The organism is Methylosinus sp. shoA, assembly GCF_059718125.1.
Genome location: NZ_AP046091.1, coordinates 3,758,108 through 3,772,527, shown reverse-complemented (window position 1 = coordinate 3,772,527; position 14,420 = coordinate 3,758,108). Strand labels below are relative to the sequence as shown.

18 protein-coding genes are annotated in these 14,420 nt (G+C 68.3%); 8 read left to right on the top strand and 10 right to left on the bottom strand.

What is annotated here, in order from left to right; all coding sequences use genetic code 11:
* Positions 1-2: 2 nt before the first annotated feature.
* Positions 3-665, bottom strand: coding sequence for a cell division ATP-binding protein FtsE (ftsE, locus tag AC6IW9_RS17505; RefSeq protein ID WP_497765428.1), 663 nt, complete (start codon positions 663-665; stop codon positions 3-5).
* A gap of 138 nt (positions 666-803) precedes the next feature.
* On the opposite strand from ftsE, the gene AC6IW9_RS17500 reads away from it, so the two are divergent.
* Positions 804-1,409 carry a hypothetical protein gene (locus AC6IW9_RS17500; RefSeq protein WP_497765426.1) on the top strand — a complete coding sequence of 202 codons (606 nt, stop codon included), beginning with the start codon at positions 804-806 and terminating at the stop codon, positions 1,407-1,409.
* A gap of 30 nt (positions 1,410-1,439) precedes the next feature.
* On the opposite strand, the gene AC6IW9_RS17495 is transcribed toward AC6IW9_RS17500, so the two are convergent.
* Together AC6IW9_RS17495 and AC6IW9_RS17490 are read right to left on the bottom strand one after the other, a co-directional pair.
* On the bottom strand, positions 1,440-1,640 hold the full coding sequence (locus AC6IW9_RS17495; RefSeq protein WP_497765424.1) for a hypothetical protein: 201 nt from the start codon (positions 1,638-1,640) through the stop codon (positions 1,440-1,442).
* 11 nt (positions 1,641-1,651) lie between these two features.
* Positions 1,652-1,936 (bottom strand): GNAT family N-acetyltransferase, encoded by a 285-nt coding sequence (locus AC6IW9_RS17490; protein WP_497765422.1) that lies wholly within the window; start codon positions 1,934-1,936, stop codon positions 1,652-1,654.
* Between the two features lie 94 nt (positions 1,937-2,030).
* On the opposite strand from AC6IW9_RS17490, the gene AC6IW9_RS17485 reads away from it, so the two are divergent.
* A complete protein-coding gene (locus AC6IW9_RS17485; RefSeq protein ID WP_497765420.1) occupies positions 2,031-2,690 on the top strand; it encodes a M15 family metallopeptidase in 660 nt (219 codons plus the stop codon).
* 12 nt (positions 2,691-2,702) lie between these two features.
* On the opposite strand, the gene AC6IW9_RS17480 is transcribed toward AC6IW9_RS17485, so the two are convergent.
* Positions 2,703-4,313, bottom strand: coding sequence for a cation:proton antiporter domain-containing protein (locus AC6IW9_RS17480; protein ID WP_497772550.1), 1,611 nt, complete (start codon positions 4,311-4,313; stop codon positions 2,703-2,705).
* A 209-nt stretch (positions 4,314-4,522) separates the two neighbouring features.
* Between AC6IW9_RS17480 and recG the strand changes: the two genes are divergently transcribed.
* Both recG and AC6IW9_RS17470 read left to right on the top strand, forming a co-directional pair.
* Entirely contained in the window at positions 4,523-6,625 is a 2,103-nt protein-coding gene (gene recG / locus AC6IW9_RS17475; RefSeq protein WP_497765418.1) for an ATP-dependent DNA helicase RecG, read from the top strand.
* Between the two features lie 104 nt (positions 6,626-6,729).
* Positions 6,730-6,876: a hypothetical protein gene (locus AC6IW9_RS17470; RefSeq protein WP_497765416.1), complete on the top strand. Its 147-nt coding sequence runs from the start codon at positions 6,730-6,732 to the stop codon at positions 6,874-6,876.
* 4 nt (positions 6,877-6,880) lie between these two features.
* Here the strand turns inward: AC6IW9_RS17470 and AC6IW9_RS17465 are convergent, their stop codons facing one another.
* Together AC6IW9_RS17465 and AC6IW9_RS17460 are read right to left on the bottom strand one after the other, a co-directional pair.
* Positions 6,881-7,591: a glutathione S-transferase N-terminal domain-containing protein gene (locus tag AC6IW9_RS17465; RefSeq protein WP_497765414.1), complete on the bottom strand. Its 711-nt coding sequence runs from the start codon at positions 7,589-7,591 to the stop codon at positions 6,881-6,883.
* 51 nt (positions 7,592-7,642) lie between these two features.
* Positions 7,643-8,752, bottom strand: coding sequence for a sensor histidine kinase (locus tag AC6IW9_RS17460; protein ID WP_497765412.1), 1,110 nt, complete (start codon positions 8,750-8,752; stop codon positions 7,643-7,645).
* 97 nt (positions 8,753-8,849) lie between these two features.
* Here AC6IW9_RS17460 and AC6IW9_RS17455 point away from each other — a divergent pair, with 97 nt between their 5' ends.
* Entirely contained in the window at positions 8,850-9,329 is a 480-nt protein-coding gene (locus AC6IW9_RS17455) for a response regulator (RefSeq protein WP_497765410.1), read from the top strand.
* Here AC6IW9_RS17455 and AC6IW9_RS17450 read toward each other — a convergent pair.
* The gene (locus AC6IW9_RS17450; RefSeq protein ID WP_497765408.1) at positions 9,323-9,625 is read right to left on the bottom strand and encodes a hypothetical protein; all 303 of its coding nucleotides are present in this window, start codon (positions 9,623-9,625) and stop codon (positions 9,323-9,325) included. The genes AC6IW9_RS17455 and AC6IW9_RS17450 overlap by 7 nt on opposite strands.
* A gap of 184 nt (positions 9,626-9,809) precedes the next feature.
* Between AC6IW9_RS17450 and sciP the strand changes: the two genes are divergently transcribed.
* Positions 9,810-10,094 (top strand): CtrA inhibitor SciP, encoded by a 285-nt coding sequence (gene sciP, locus AC6IW9_RS17445; protein WP_497765406.1) that lies wholly within the window; start codon positions 9,810-9,812, stop codon positions 10,092-10,094.
* 7 nt (positions 10,095-10,101) lie between these two features.
* Here sciP and AC6IW9_RS17440 read toward each other — a convergent pair whose 3' ends face one another.
* Both AC6IW9_RS17440 and AC6IW9_RS17435 read right to left on the bottom strand, forming a co-directional pair.
* Complete coding sequence (locus AC6IW9_RS17440) at positions 10,102-10,431, bottom strand: polyhydroxyalkanoic acid system family protein (RefSeq protein WP_497765404.1); 330 nt, start codon at positions 10,429-10,431, stop codon at positions 10,102-10,104.
* Complete coding sequence (locus AC6IW9_RS17435; protein WP_497765402.1) at positions 10,410-11,012, bottom strand: DUF2478 domain-containing protein; 603 nt, start codon at positions 11,010-11,012, stop codon at positions 10,410-10,412. The genes AC6IW9_RS17440 and AC6IW9_RS17435 overlap by 22 nt, the downstream gene beginning before the upstream one ends.
* Positions 11,013-11,187: 175 nt before the next feature.
* Between AC6IW9_RS17435 and AC6IW9_RS17430 the strand changes: the two genes are divergently transcribed.
* A complete protein-coding gene (locus AC6IW9_RS17430; RefSeq protein WP_497765400.1) occupies positions 11,188-11,898 on the top strand; it encodes a VWA domain-containing protein in 711 nt (236 codons plus the stop codon).
* Positions 11,899-12,107: 209 nt separating this feature from the next.
* Entirely contained in the window at positions 12,108-12,626 is a 519-nt protein-coding gene (locus tag AC6IW9_RS17425) for a DnaJ domain-containing protein (protein WP_497765397.1), read from the top strand.
* 62 nt (positions 12,627-12,688) lie between these two features.
* Here the strand turns inward: AC6IW9_RS17425 and AC6IW9_RS17420 are convergent, their stop codons facing one another.
* Positions 12,689-14,314 carry a serine hydrolase gene (locus AC6IW9_RS17420; RefSeq protein ID WP_497765395.1) on the bottom strand — a complete coding sequence of 542 codons (1,626 nt, stop codon included), beginning with the start codon at positions 14,312-14,314 and terminating at the stop codon, positions 12,689-12,691.
* Positions 14,315-14,420: the final 106 nt, after the last annotated feature.

The following is a 14,420-nucleotide window of genomic DNA, read 5'->3' as shown; positions in this document are numbered from 1 at the left end:
CCTCACTCGAAGACATGCAGGCGGCCGTCGGCGAGCACCAGCCGACGCGCGGCCTCATATTGATCCATCAGCGCGAGATCATGGGTGGCGATGACCACCGACGTGCCGCTCTTGTGCAATTCGATGAAGAGGCGCAGGAGCCGGCGCGCGAGCGTCGGGTCCAGATTGCCGGTCGGCTCGTCGGCGAGCAGCAGCTCGGGCCGCACGATCAGCGCCCGCGCGATCGCGGCGCGCTGCTTCTCTCCCCCCGACAGCACGCTGGGCAAAGCGGTGATGCGATTGTCGAGGCCGACCCAGCGCAGCAGCTCCAGCACCTCGGCGCGATAGCTCGCCTCCCCGCGGCCGATGACGCGCAGCGGGAGCGCCACATTCTCGTAGAGGGAGAGATGATCGAGCAGGCGGAAGTCCTGGAAGACGACGCCTATGCGCCGCCGGATGTCGGTTATCTCGTCCTTGTCGAGCGTCGCAGCATCCTGGCCGAACAGAGTGATTCGTCCCCGCGTCGGCTTCAGCGACATCAGGACGAGCTTGAGCAGCGTCGTCTTGCCGGCGCCTGACGGCCCAGTGAGAAATTGAAAGGAGCGCGGCTCGACGGTGAAGCTGAGATCGCTGAGGATCTCGTTTCCCGTCCCATACCGCAGCCCGACGTCTTCGAAGCTCAGCAAGAGCGCCTTCCGTTAACGAAGCGGCGTCAGAATCACCAGTCGAACCTTAGCAGTTCACGCGCTCTTAACCATATCGCGCGCTAATGAAGAAGACCGGCGCCCGATTTTTGCGCGCCGGCGGCGGCTCGGAGGCCGGCCATGCGCGAACCGATCGCTCAGCGTCCCATTCCCCTTTATCCGGCTCTCGACGGCCTCGGGCCGAACGAGCCCGCCAGCGCGCAAGCAGCGCTCGCGGACTGGGAACGCGCCCATGCGCGCCTCTGGCGCGCCCCGCCGCCGGAGGCGGAGCCCTGGCAACAGCGCCGGCCGAGCCGCCTGCCGATGATCGCCGCCGCAATCGCCGTGATGATCGGCGCCATGGGGCTCATCGGCTTGCGCGAGCGCATCGTGCGTCTCGCGCCGGCGGCGGCGGGGCTCTATTCGGCCGCGGGGCTGAAGGTCAATTTGTTCGGCCTCGATCTACGCTCCGTCACCTCCAAGGTCGCCGAGGAGGGTTCACGCAAGGTGCTGACCGTCGAGGGCGAGATCGTCAATCTGCGCCAGGAGGCCAATCGCGTGCCGAAAGTGGCGCTCGCCGTGCGCGGCGCGGATGGGCGCGACCGCTATGTCTGGACCGAGACGCCGCCCAAGTCGCGGCTCGCGCCCGGCGAAACGATGGCCTTTCGCGCCCGGCTCGCCTCGCCGCCGGCCGACGGGACCGACGTGATGGTGCGCTTCGCGGCGTTCGGCGGCGACAAGAAGTGAGATTCGATTTCGCCCGCGGCCTCCACGCGGTCATGCGACCAAGGCGAACAGCGGATGATAGTCGACGACGCCGAGCGGCGCCGGCGGCCGGAAGGCGAGCGCCATGAAGAGCTCCGGCGGACCGCCGGCGAAGCACAGCCCTGCACGAGTCCGGAAGCCGAAGCGGCCGTAATAGCGCGGCTCGCCGAAGACGACGCATCCGGCCGCGCCCGACGCGCGCAGCCTCGACAAGGCGGCGTCGATCAGGTCGGAGCCGATGCGCCGATTTTGGCGCGCGGGCGGAACCGCGACCGGGCCGAGCCCGAACCAGCCGAGCGACGCGCCGTCGAGACCGGCGAAACGGCGACATGGCCGAGGATCGCGCCCGCCTCCTCGGCGACGAGCGAGAACGTGAGGGCGCCGGCGTCGCGCAGCGCGTCGACGAGCCCGCCTTCCTTCCCATTGCTGAAGGGCATGCGCTCGAAGGCGGCGTCCACGACGCTGCGAATTCGTGAGCAGTCGTCGGCCGCCTCGCCGCGAATGAGCATGGGTCGATCTCGCCTTTGATGCGATGGCCTTTGATCTCTCTTGGCTTCGGGTTAAGACTGCGCCGAGCCGCCGTCAACGCCGGACCCGCGCCGCATGACCTCGAAAACCACCCGCGACATCGCCGCCGCAGCCGGCGCCTGCATCGCCTGCTCCGCGGCCGCGGCCGCACTGCCGCCGGGCTTCGTTCGGCTCGCCGACATCGCGCCGCGGATCGTGCAGGACATGCGCTATGCAGGGCCCGATAATTTCACCGGCCGCCCCGTGCCTGGCTACAAGGCGCCGCAATGCTGGTTGCGCGAGGATGCGGCGCGGGCGCTCGTCGCAGCGCAGGCCGAGGCGACAGCGCAAGGCTTCGAGCTGATCGTCTACGATTGCTACCGGCCCCGCCGCGCCGTCTCGGCGTTCATCGACTGGGCGAAGAGCCCGGACGAGAGCATGAAGGCGCGATATTATCCGCACGAGAACAAGCGCGACCTGTTCGCGCGCGGCTATATAGCCGAAAGATCCGCTCATTCGACCGGCCTCGCGGTGGACCTCGGCGTCCTCGGCTGGGATTTCGGCACGCCCTTCGACTATTTCGACGAGCGCTCCTGGACCGCCAACGCCGATGTGAGCGAGGAGGCGCGCGAGCATCGCCGGCGGCTCGAAACGCTGATGCGCCGCCACGGCTTCGAAAACCTGCCGACCGAATGGTGGCATTACGCGTTTCGCGGCGCAGCCGGCGCGCCGAGCTTCGACGTCGAGATCGAATAGGCGAATAGGCGCTCACGCCTTCTTCTCGAGGCGGTCGAGCAGATAGTTCAATATGCCGAGCGCGAGCTCCGTCTCCGGCATGAACACGCGGCCGATCTTCTCGCTCTCCAGGAGCTCCGCCTCCGCCTCGTCGCGGGCGCACAATGCGACGCGCAGCATCGGATTGGCCCGGCGGGCGGCGGCGATCATGTTCTGCAGATCGCAAGTGTCGGTGGTCGTCGCGACGATCAGCTCGCTCGCTCGCGCGATATGCGCCTGGACGAGCGAAGCGGGCTCGGAAGCGTCGCCGCACACGGCCGGAATGTCGCGCGCGCGCAGAGCCTCGACCAGCTCGCGGTTCTGCTCGATGACGACGAAGGGGACGCCCCACTCCAGCAAGGTCTCGCCGATGCGGCGGCCGACGTGGCCGTAGCCGACCAGCACGATCTGGCCGGAAAGGCGCGAGTCGTCGATGCTCGCGGGCAGTTCGGCGAGCGGATCGGCGCGCCTCGCGCTGCGTCCGAGCCGTGCGCGCAGCGGTTCGATCGCCGTAAAGACGAAAGAGTTGAGCGCGATGGAGACGAGCGCGCCGGCGAGCACGAGATTGCGCCCCTCCGGCGAGAGCAGGCCGAGCGAGACGCCGAGGCCGGCGAGAATGAAGGAGAACTCGCCGATCTGCGCGAGGCTCGCGCCGACCGTCAGCGCCGTGTCCAGCGGATAGCGGAAGAGCAGCGTGAGGCCGACCGCCGCCAGCGTCTTGCCGATCATCACGATGGCGAGCACGGCGAGCACGCGCAACGGCTCGTCGACGAAGGCGTGCGGATTGAAGGCCATGCCGACCGATACGAAAAACAGCACGGAGAAGGCGTCGCGCAGCGGCAAAGTCTCGTCGGCGGCGCGATGGCTGAACTCCGATTCGCGCATCATCATGCCCGCGAAGAAGGCGCCGAGCGCGAAGGAGACGTCGAACATCTTGGCCGAGGCGTAGGCGACGCCGATCGCCGAGGCGACGACGCAGAGCGTGAACAATTCCCGCGATCCGGAGCCCGCCACCCAGAACAGCAGCCGCGGGAACAAGCGCCGTCCGATCACCAGCATCAGCACGAGAAAAGCCACGACCTTGGCGAGCGTCATGCCGACGATGGGCCACAAATCGAGTTTCGCGCCATTCGCCGCGCCGAGCAGATCCGCGAAGACCGGCAGCAGCACGAGCAGCAGCACAGTGGCGAGATCCTCGACCACGAGCCAGCCGACCGCGATGCGGCCGTCGATCGTCTCCAGCTCGTCGCGCTCGTCGAGCGCGCGCAGCAGCACGACCGTCGAAGCGCAAGAGAGCGAGAGGCCGAGCACCAGCGCCGCGCCGAAACTCCAGCCCCAGGCGGAGGCGAGGCCCACGCCGAGCGCCGTCGCGATCGTCATCTGCGCCAAGGCGCCGGGCGCCGCGACGCGGCGGACGGAGAGCAGGTCGGCGAGCGAGAGATGCAGTCCGACGCCGAACATCAGCAAAATGATGCCGATCTCGGCGAGCTGGTCGGCGAGCGCGACGTCGGCGACGAATCCCGGCGTGCCCGGGCCGAGCATCATGCCCGCGACGAGATAGCCGACGAGGGGCGACAGCCGCAGCTTCACCGCGACGAGCCCCATGACGAGAGCGAGGCCGAGCGCGGCGGCGATGGTGGTCAGCAGGTCGACGCCGTGGGTCACCTTTCCTCCTGCGGTCGGACGGCGCTTGCAGATCGCGCGCCACGAGCAAGAGATGGGGTAGAGAAGAGGGGCGCCGATGCCGGCCTCGGATCTCGCAGCGGCCACGCGAGGCATGACAAAGCGCCGGCGATGGAGGAAAAAGGCGCGCCATGCGCCCCTCCATTCTCGATCCGCTGTTCGGCCGCGCCGCCGCTCTGCCGGGGATCGGCCCCAAGACCGCCAAGCTGTTCGACCGGCTGCTCGCCGCGCCGGGCAAGGAGACGCGCCTCGTCGACATTCTCTTCCATCTGCCGATCAATCTGCTCGACCGCAGCCTGCGCCCGACCATCGCCGAGGCGCCCTGTGACCAGATCGTCGTGCTGAAGGTGCGCGTCGCCGAGCATCGCAAGCCGCAGGGGCGTTATTCCAAGGCGCCCTTCAAGGTGCTGGTCGAGGACGACACCGGAGATGCGGAGCTGGTCTTCTTTCTCGCCAACGCCGATTGGATCGAACGCAGCCTGCCCGTCGGCGCGACGCGCTGGGTGTCGGGCAAGCTCGAGCTCTATGATGGACGCCGGCAGATCGTCCATCCCGACCGCGTGCTGGACGAGGCGGGGATCGCCAGGCTGCCGCCCGCCGAAGCGGTCCACGGCCTCACCGAAGGCCTGCAGGAGCGCTTCGTGCAGCGCGCCGTCGAGGGCGCGCTCGAGCGCCTGCCGCCTCTGCCCGAATGGCAGGACCCTTCGGCGCTCGCGGCCAACAAGCTGCCGGATTTCGCCGCCGCGCTGCGCGAGGCGCAGCATCCGAAGTCCCGCGCCGACATCGAGCCGACGAGCAAGGCGCGCCAGCGCCTGGCGCTCGACGAACTGCTGTCGCAACAGCTGGCGCTGCGCCTCGTGCGCGCCAAGATGCGGCGCTTGCCCGGCCGCGAGAACGCCGGCGACGGACGCCTGGCGCGGGCGATCGAGGCGGCGCTTCCCTATGCGCTGACCGGCGCGCAGAAGCGCGCGCTCGAGGAGATTCGCGCCGATCTCGGCTCGCCGCGGCGCATGCTGCGCCTGCTGCAGGGCGACGTCGGCTCGGGCAAGACCATCGTCGCGCTGCTCGCCATGGCGAGCGTCGTCGAATGCGGGCGGCAGGCGGCGCTGATGGCGCCGACGGAAATCCTCGCGCGCCAGCATTACGAACGCTTGACCCCGCTCGCCGAGCGCGCCGGCCTGCGCCTCGTTCTGCTCACCGGCCGCGCCAAGCCGTCGGCGCGCGCACGGTTGCACGAGACGATCGCGAAAGGCGATGTCGATATCGTCGTCGGCACGCATTCGCTCGTGCAGAGCGATCTCGCCTTCGCCGATCTCGGCCTCGCCGTCGTCGACGAGCAGCATCGTTTCGGCGTGCAGCAGCGCCTCGCGCTCGGCGCCAAGGGGGAGGCGGCCGACGTTCTGGTGATGACCGCGACGCCCATTCCGCGCTCGCTCGCGCTCACTTGTTTCGGCGACATGGACAATTCCGTCCTCGACGAGAAGCCGCCCGGCCGCACGCCCGTCGACACGCGCGCGCTGCCCGTCTCGCGCATCGGCGATGTGGTGGAGGGCGTGCGCCGCGCTCTCGCTTCCGGCGCGCGCGTCTATTGGGTGTGTCCGCTGGTCGAGGAGAATGAGGAGCTCGACCTCGCCGCCGCGCAGGACCGCCACGACGATCTCACCCGCATCTTCGGCGGGATCGTCGGCCTCGTCCACGGCCGCATGAAGGGCGCGGAGCGCGACGCGGCGATGGAGGCGTTCGAGGAGGGGACGACGCGCATCCTCGTCGCCACCACGGTGATCGAGGTCGGCGTCGACGTGCCCGAGGCCACGGTGATGGTGATCGAGCACGCCGAGCGCTTCGGCCTCGCGCAATTGCATCAGCTGCGCGGCCGCGTCGGACGCGGCTCGGGAAAATCCTCCTGCCTCTTGCTCTACAAGGGTCCGCTCGGCGAGACGGCCAAGGCGCGGCTCGTCATGCTGCGCCAGACCGAGGACGGCTTTCGCATCGCCGAGGAGGATTTGCGCCTGCGCGGGGAGGGGGAGATCCTCGGCTCGCGCCAGTCGGGGCTGCCGGGCTTCCGCCTCGCCGATATTTCGGCCCATGCGCGGCTGCTCGCCACGGCCCGCGACGACGCCGAGCTGATCCTGCGGCGCGACCCGGATCTCTCCAGCCCGCGCGGCGAGGCGCTGCGCATTCTCCTCTATCTGTTCGAGCGCGACGAGGCGGTGCGGCTGCTGCGCGCCGGGTGAGCGGCCTTTATCCGCCGCGCGGTTGGGCGTAGTCTCGCGCGCCGCCGCGCGGCGGCGAAGAACGAAGAGAAGAGCGCGTCGAAGCGTTCGGAGAGGAGGGAGAGGTGTCGACTATAGAAACGATCTGGGGCTTTCTGACCTGGTCCGACAAAGCCATGATCGGCGCAAATGTCGTCGTGGCCTGCATCTTCTTCGTGTCCTGGCGGCGCAAGAAGCGCCGCCTCGCCGTCCCGGCGAAGAACGGCGAGTGAAAAGTCACTCGCCGCGCCGCACGCTCGCGGCGGTCTGGCCGAACAGAATTTTGCGCTCCGCCTCGGTGAAGCCCGAGGCGGAGGGACGGCGAAGGGCCTCGCCTCTCGCATAAGCGCGGACGACGGCCGGCCGTGTGCGCAGGGCTTCGAACCAGCGTTTCAGATCGGGGAAATCGTCGAGATTTTGCCCCTGCGCCTCGAACGGAACGATCCAGGGATAGGCGGCCATATCGGCGATCGAATAATCCTCGGCGAGGAAGTCTCGGCCCTTCAGCCTCCGGTCCAGCACGCCGTAGAGCCGGTTTGTCTCATTGACGTAGCGGTCGATGGCGTAGGGGATTTTTTCCGGCGCGTAATTGCGGAAATGATGGTTCTGTCCGGCCATGGGCCCGAGGCCGCCGACCTGCCAGAACAGCCATTCGAGAACGGCCGCGCGGGAACGCGCGTCCTTCGGCAGGAAGCGGCCGGTCTTTTCGGCGAGATAGACGAGGATCGCGCCGGATTCGAACACCGAGAGCGGAGCGCCGCCGTCGGCGGGCTTATGGTCGACGATCGCCGGCATGCGGTTGTTGGGCGAGATGGCCAGAAACGCGGACCGGAACTGCTCGCCCTTGCCGATGTCGACCGGAACGATGCGATAGTCCAGACCCGCCTCTTCGAGAAAGATCGTGATCTTGTGGCCGTTGGGGGTGGGCCAGTAGTGGAGGTCGATCATGGAAGCCTCTCTGGAGTAGAGAGTAGCGAGCGTGGGCGTCCTACTCACTGCTCACTTCTCATTCACCGGAATCGCCACATAGAACGTCGACCCCGTTCCCGGCTGCGACGTGACCGACAGTTTCCATCGGTGGCGGTCGGCGATGGATTTGCAGATCGCGAGGCCGATGCCCGTGCCGGGATAGCGCGCCTTGGGATGCAGGCGCTTGAACGGCTCGAAGACGATCTGCTCATATTTGCTCTCGAAGCCGATGCCGTTGTCGGAAAAGCCGATCACGATCAGGCCGGGCTCCGACGACCGCGTGAAGATGCGCACGCGCGGCGGCTCGTCCTCCTTGCGATATTTGAGCGCGTTGGAGACGATGTTCTGAGTCAGCCGCACAAATTGCGAGCGGTCCGCCTCGAAGGCCACATGCGGCGCCTCGACCGTGATCGTCGCATGCGTTTCGGCGACCGCCTCGGAGAGGTCGTCGAGCGCGCGCTCGATTTCCTCGCGCAGGTCGAGGCTCTGCAGATTTTGCGCGTCGTTGATCGCGCGCGAATAGGTGAGCAGATCGTCGATGAGCTCGCGGGCGCGGAGCGCCGAGCTGCGCATGACAGTATTGGCGTAGGTCATGTCCGTCTCGTTGGACGAGGCGATCGCGTGCTCGAGAATGTCGGAGAAAGCGGCGATCTTGCGCAGCGGCTCCTGCAGATCGTGCGAGGCGACATAGGCGAATTGCGCGAGCCGCTCGTTGGCGCGCTCGAGCTCGAGCGCGCGCTGCGACAGCGCGCTTTCGGCTTCTCGCCGCGCGGTGATGTCGAGCACGGTTGCGAGCACCACGAGGCCGCTCTCGGTCTCGATCGGCGTCAGCCCGATCTCGACCGAAAACTCGCTGCCGTCGCGCCGGGCCGCCTTCAGGTCTCGCCCGACGCCCATCGGCCGCTTGCTGGGCGCGGCGTGGAAGCTCTGGCGCAAAGTGGCGTGTGCGGCGCGCATTCGCGGAGGCGCCAGAATATCGATGGACTTTCCGATCAGTTCGCCGCTACCATAGCCGAACATTCGCTCGGTCTCGGCATTGACGAACAGGATCGTTCCGCAGGCGTCGCTGACGATCATCGCCGCCGGCGCCGATTCTACCGCGAGGCGGAAGTGATCGTCGCCTATACTGTCGAAACTCATCGCGCACCCCTTGCCGTGCGGGCCCTTCGCGCTCGATAACCGCCCGAGGGCGATCGCGTTTTCTCGTCCGTGCCGAAGGAGCGAGCGCGCCTAGGAGATGGTGATTCCGATGCCCCCTGTCGAGACGAAGGAACGCGCTTGCCGGGTTTTGATCATAGAGGACGATCAGGACGACGTCTTCCTTTTCAAGCGGGCGCTGGATTCGGCGCGCTCCATTCTGAACCGCGAGATCGAATGCGAGCAGGTGGACAATGGGTTGGACGCGATCTTCCTGGTCTCGCGCGAGGAGATCACCGACAAGCTTCCGGATGTGCTGGTGCTCGATCTCAACATGCCGCGGCTCGACGGCGTCAAATTTCTGAAGTCGCTGCGCCGCTCGCTGCTGCTCAAGGATCTGCCGGTCTATGTGCTGACGACCTCGACGGCGCCCGCGATCCACGAGGAGGCGATGCGCGCCGGCGCGGACAAGGTCTTCGTCAAGCCCAATGACGCGGAGGCGCTGCTCGCCATTGCGCTGGAGATCGTCGGCGCCGCCGTCGCCCGCATGCCGCGCGGCGGATCGGCCGCGGCTCAGTAATACCAGAGGCCATTGTGCAGCCCGCGCGGCGAGGGCGCCGGCGCTTCCTGCTGCGGCCGGCCGTAATTCCACTCGCCGACCGCCGCTCCCGAATAGGCGTCGGCCGCGCCATAGCCGGGAAGGACGTCGGCGCCGTGAGAGCGGCGCCGCGGCTCTCGGCGACGGCGCCGCTCGGTGACGCGAGCCTGCGGCTCGGAGAGGACGGGATCGTCCGGCCCGCCGACGCCGGACGCGTCGTTCGCCGCGGCGGGAGAGGCGGCGAGAATCGCGGCGGCGATCAGCGGAATCTTGAGCATGAGAAAAAGCCTTTCCTGCGTGTCGTCCCTCATCCTAGTCGATCGTCGGCGAGCGCGGACGTCGCCGTGGCGAACGTGGTTAAGCGAACTCTTCGCTTAAATGATTATTCACCTTTGACGAAAATGATCGTTCGACCGACAGGGCTCCGCGATGTCATGCGGAGCGAAGGCGCGGATGGGCGGCATGACGACGTTTCCTCCGGCCGGCGCCGAAGACGCCGGCGTCCGAGATATATCGAGTCCGCCGTCGGCGCTGCCTTCGCCGTCGACGCGATGGGTCGTTCGCCGCAAGGCGGAAGTGGTGGAGGCGGTGCGCGACGGCCGCCTCTCGCTGGAGGAGGCCTGCCGGCGCTACGCGCTGACGGTCGACGAATTCGAGACCTGGCGCAAATTCATCGATCGGCACGGCGTGCCCGGGCTGCGCGCGACGCGCGTTCAGCATTATCGCCGGCGGGAGGCCGCGCGCTGACGCGCGCTCAGCCTTTCGGCGGCTTGTGCTCGATGCGCAGCGCGTTCTCCGCGCTCGCGGCCAGCGCCTCCTGGACGCGTCCGGCGAGCGCCGAGACGATCCAGGGCAGGAACACCTCGATGCGCAGGGAATCGTTCAGCACGTCGATGCGCGCCGTCGTCGTCTGGCCGAAGGCGACGACCTTCAGATCGGCGCGATCGCCGGCCCATACGATTTCCGAATGGGCGATCTTTTCGACATAGGCGCTGCGCAGTTGCTCGATTCCCTCCGCCACCCGCTTGCGGGCGACTTCGGCGCCGAGCTCGTGCGGCACGGTCACGACGATCGACTTGGGCATAGGTCCCTCCGGCCTGTCGGATCGGCGCTTCGGACCGATGCGACGGGAGGCGCGCGAAGGCGCCGCCACCAATTCTCCAGCGCCGCGTCGCAGGGCTCGAGGAATTCGGCGAGCGAGCCGGCGAAATCGCGCCACTCGTCGAGATAATGTGGGGACACCGCGGTGACGACCGGAGCCTTGGCGGCGATCGCCGCGCGAAAGGCGTCGGCGAAGCCGCCGCGCGCGGCCTCCTGCTTGCTGAACTTGCTGATGACGGCGAGATCGAGGCCCGAGGCCGCGGCGCGCTCGATCGCGGCGCAAGCCTGCGCCAGTTCGCCCGAGTCGAGATTGCAGGCGACGGAGCCCGGCCCGAGATCCTGGGAGATGGCGGCGAGCGCGCCGCTGCCGACGTCGCGCAGCGCGATGCGGCTGCGCCCCGTGGCGGAGTCGACGATGCGCGTCTGCGTGACGCCGGCGACGCGCGCGCCGGAATCCGCGAGGCGGCGCGCGAACCGCGCCATCAGCGCCTGAATGTCGGCGCTCGGCTCGCCGGGCAGGGCGGCGATGCGGGCCGCGGCATGAGGAGAGGCGTGATCGGTCATCGCTTTCGTCCGGCGCCGCGAGACGGCGCGATTTTTCTGTTCCTGGAGAAGAGGTTCTTGTCTATCCTCCCCCGGCGGGGACGGCGGATGAAGTCTCGGCGAGGCTCGCGCCTCTTGTCATTCCGCAGGTTCGCCCGATCTGATATAGACATTCAGAGACGCGACGTGAACTTCCGTGATCGATGACGTGGGCAAGGCGACGCTTCCGCGCTCCGCAGGTTCGGAGGCGGTGGACGCGTTCATAGAGACGGCCCGGCGCGTCGCCGTCGGCGCTCCGGACGAATGCGGCCGGCTGATCTTCGCGCTCGACGCCACCATGAGCCGCCAGCCCACCTGGGATCTGGCGCAATCGATCCAGGGACGCATGTTCGAGACGGCGGCCTCGCTCGGCGGCCTGCGCGTGCAGCTCGTGTTCTTCCGCGGCTTCGGCGAATGCCGCGCGTCGCATTTCGTCGACGGCGGGCGGGGGCTCGCGTCTTTGATGTCGAAGATCTCCTGCCGCGGCGGGCAGACGCAGATCGGGAAGGTTCTCCGTCACACGCTGGACGAAGCCGGCGCGCAGCGAGTCGGCGCGCTCGTCTATGTCGGCGACGCGATGGAGGAGAACGCCGACGGATTGTGCGTGCTCGCCGGGCGTCTCGGCCTCGTCGGCGTGAAGGCCTTCATGTTTCACGAGGGCCGCGATGCTGCGGCGGGCGCCGCCTTCCGCGAGATCGCCCGGCTCTCCGGCGGCGCCTACGCCGCTTTCGACGCGTCGGCGCCGCGCCGTCTCGCCGAGCTTCTCGCCGCCGCCGCCGCCTATGCCGCGGGCGGCCGGCCGGCGCTCGAGCGCCGCGCCGGCGCCGGCGAAGAAGCGGCGCGGCTCCTGTTGGCGCAGATGGGGTGAGGAGCGCGCTTCGATGCCCATTCTGATCGGTTTTCTCGCATTGGTCGTCACTCTCTACGCCCTTCGCGCCTTCACCCGCGCGCCCGCCGGCGGCGCTGGCGAGGCTCGTCAAGCAGGCGGGGGGCGCAGGGGCCGTCGCGCTCGGCCTGTTCTTCATCCTGCGCGGGCGCATCGACGCCGGACTGTTCCTGATCTCGGTCGGCGCCTGGGTGATCGGCGCGCTGACGCGCGGCGTAACGCGCTTCGGAACGACCGGGCCCGGCGTCTCGCGCGTGCGCTCGGCGATGATCGAGATGGAGCTCGATCACGCGAGCGGCGCCGTCCGCGGCGTGATCCTCGCCGGAAAGGACGAGGGCAAGCGCCTGGACGCGCTGACCAAGTCGGCGCTGATGGAGCTCTACCGCACCTGCCGCGGCGTCGACGCGGACGGCGCGCGCCTTCTAGAGGTGTATTTCGACCGCCGGTTTCCCGGATGGCGTCAGACAGGAGACGGTCGAAGCGACTCTGGGGGCGCGGAGCCTGGCGTCGGACCGGGCCGCCGCAACGGCACGATTACGGAAGATGAGGCCTATGAAATTCTGGGCCTGAAGAAAGGGGCGGCGCGCCAGGACATTGCGCGGGCGCATCGCGATCTGATGAAGAAGCTTCATCCGGACCATGGCGGGACGACCGATCTCGCGGCCCGGGTCAACGAAGCCAAGGAAGTCCTCATGCGGCGTCATCATTGAACTCGGCTCTCGTGCTCACGCGTTTACGCTTCTTACGGAAAATGGTTTGGTTCTGAACGGTCTCAGTTCTTGGTCGCGAAGCAGGAAAATCCAGAGCGTTTCAGCGTCTTGCAGGCGCTTTCCGCGCTCTTCTCCTCGAGCCCGGCGAAGCGGGCGCGCCAAAGGGTCTCCTTTCCCTTGTGAACCTTCTCGGTGAAGGGCTTGGCCGTCGCCGGGACGCCCTTGGCGCGAGCCCGGGAGAGCAGTTCCTGCGCCTTGTCGGCGTCGTCGGTCGCCCCGATCTGGATCATCCAGCCGACATTCGGCGGACGCCGGGTCTCGGCCTTCTGGCTCTCGGCGGCCTCGCCGGAATGCGCGGAGACGGAGGCGTCTTTTTCCGGAGCCCGGGGCGTCGCGGCCGGGGTGGTCGCGGCGTTCGCTTCGCGAATGCGTCCGGGACGCGTGTTGGTCGAGCCGTCCGTCGCCGCATGCGCGCTCTCGCGGCGCCCGGGCCGTGATCCCGCGGCTTCGTCCGCCTCCTCGGCGCGCTTCTGTCCGCCGGGCACGAAGGCCGGGCGGATCTTGTCGGTCTTGCTCGGCGTCGGAACGGCCGGCGCCGCCGCAATGGGAGCCAGCGCCAGCGGAGCCACGACCGCGGCTCGGGGCGCCGGGGCGGGCGCCGCGCCTTGGTCCTCTTCGGCCGCGTCGCTCGTCGCCGGGGCGGACGCGGGCGCGTCGGTCTCGGTGACGGCGCGCGCGGTGCGGACCTGATCGCCTTCGCCGATATGCTCGGCGATGAGGCCGGCCATGATGCGGTCGCGCGCGGGTCCCGAGGTTCCGCCCAGCACTACGGCGACGATATGCCGCCCCCTGCGGCGCACCGAGCTCAACAGGTTGAAGCCGGAGGCGCGCGTGTAGCCGGTCTTGATGCCGTCGACGCCCTCGATCTGTCCGAGCAGATGATTGTGGTTGCGGTGCGACTGCCCGCGGTAGGTGAAGCTGTAGGTCGAAAAATAGCGGTAATAGCGGGGGAAGCGGTCCTGGATCGCCCGTCCCAGCACCGCGAGGTCGCGCGCGGTGGTGACCTGCGCGTCATTGGGCAGGCCGGAGGCGTTGGCGTAATGCGTCCGGCTCATGCCGAGCGAATGCGCCTTGCGTGTCATCAGCTCGGCGAATGTGTCCTCGTCTCCGGCGATGTTCTCGGCGATGGCCACGGCGATGTCGTTGGCCGATTTGGTGACGACGGCCTTGATGGCGTTCTCGACGTCGATCGTCTGCCCCGGGGGGAGGCCGAGCTTGGTCGGCGCCTGCGCCGCGGCATGGGCCGAGATCACCAGCGGCGAGTCGAGCCGCAGCCGGCCTTTCTCGAGCTGCTCGAACAGAAGATAGAGGGTCATCACCTTGGTGATGGAGGCGGGATGGCGCAGCTCGTTCTCGTTCCTGCCATAGAGCGCGCGTCCCGTATTGGCGTCGACGACGATCGCCGCGAAGGCCGGACCGCCGCCGCGCCGGGCCGCATGGGCGAGATGTGCTCCCCCCCGATGATGAGCCGCGTGCCGCAGGGCCGACGCATGATGGCCGCGTCCATGATGACGACGAGCTTCCGCCGGAAGAGAGAAGACGGCGGCCAGGAGCGCCGCCAGGGCGGCGATACGAAAAACGGCCCATTTGCGCTGCATGAGCCGGCTGGCGACATTGCCGTTCGTCATTGATCGCGATCCCGATATTTGTCACGGTCTCGGCTCCGCCCGTCGCTGCGTTGCCGAAAAGACACATGATTACAATGCTAGGAATGTGAGGTTACCCCCGAGTTAA

Bases quoted from the DNA above. Each gene is read 5' to 3' on its own strand.
- AC6IW9_RS17465 (WP_497765414.1), bottom strand. From the start codon at position 7,591: ATGATCGACCTCCACTACTGGCCCACCCCCAACGGCCACAAGATCACG.
- AC6IW9_RS17420 (WP_497765395.1), bottom strand. From the start codon at position 14,314: ATGACGAACGGCAATGTCGCCAGCCGGCTCATGCAGCGCAAATGGGCC.
- AC6IW9_RS17450 (WP_497765408.1), bottom strand. From the start codon at position 9,625: ATGCTCAAGATTCCGCTGATCGCCGCCGCGATTCTCGCCGCCTCTCCC.
- AC6IW9_RS17480 (WP_497772550.1), bottom strand. From the start codon at position 4,313: ATGGGGCTCGTCGCGGTGAAGCTGCGGCTGTCGCCCCTCGTCGGCTAT.
- AC6IW9_RS17435 (WP_497765402.1), bottom strand. From the start codon at position 11,012: ATGACCGATCACGCCTCTCCTCATGCCGCGGCCCGCATCGCCGCCCTG.
- recG (WP_497765418.1), top strand. From the start codon at position 4,523: ATGCGCCCCTCCATTCTCGATCCGCTGTTCGGCCGCGCCGCCGCTCTG.
- sciP (WP_497765406.1), top strand. From the start codon at position 9,810: ATGACGACGTTTCCTCCGGCCGGCGCCGAAGACGCCGGCGTCCGAGAT.
- AC6IW9_RS17440 (WP_497765404.1), bottom strand. From the start codon at position 10,431: ATGCCCAAGTCGATCGTCGTGACCGTGCCGCACGAGCTCGGCGCCGAA.
- AC6IW9_RS17485 (WP_497765420.1), top strand. From the start codon at position 2,031: ATGACCTCGAAAACCACCCGCGACATCGCCGCCGCAGCCGGCGCCTGC.
- AC6IW9_RS17460 (WP_497765412.1), bottom strand. From the start codon at position 8,752: ATGAGTTTCGACAGTATAGGCGACGATCACTTCCGCCTCGCGGTAGAA.
- AC6IW9_RS17490 (WP_497765422.1), bottom strand. From the start codon at position 1,936: ATGCTCATTCGCGGCGAGGCGGCCGACGACTGCTCACGAATTCGCAGC.
- AC6IW9_RS17455 (WP_497765410.1), top strand. From the start codon at position 8,850: ATGGTGATTCCGATGCCCCCTGTCGAGACGAAGGAACGCGCTTGCCGG.
- AC6IW9_RS17500 (WP_497765426.1), top strand. From the start codon at position 804: ATGCGCGAACCGATCGCTCAGCGTCCCATTCCCCTTTATCCGGCTCTC.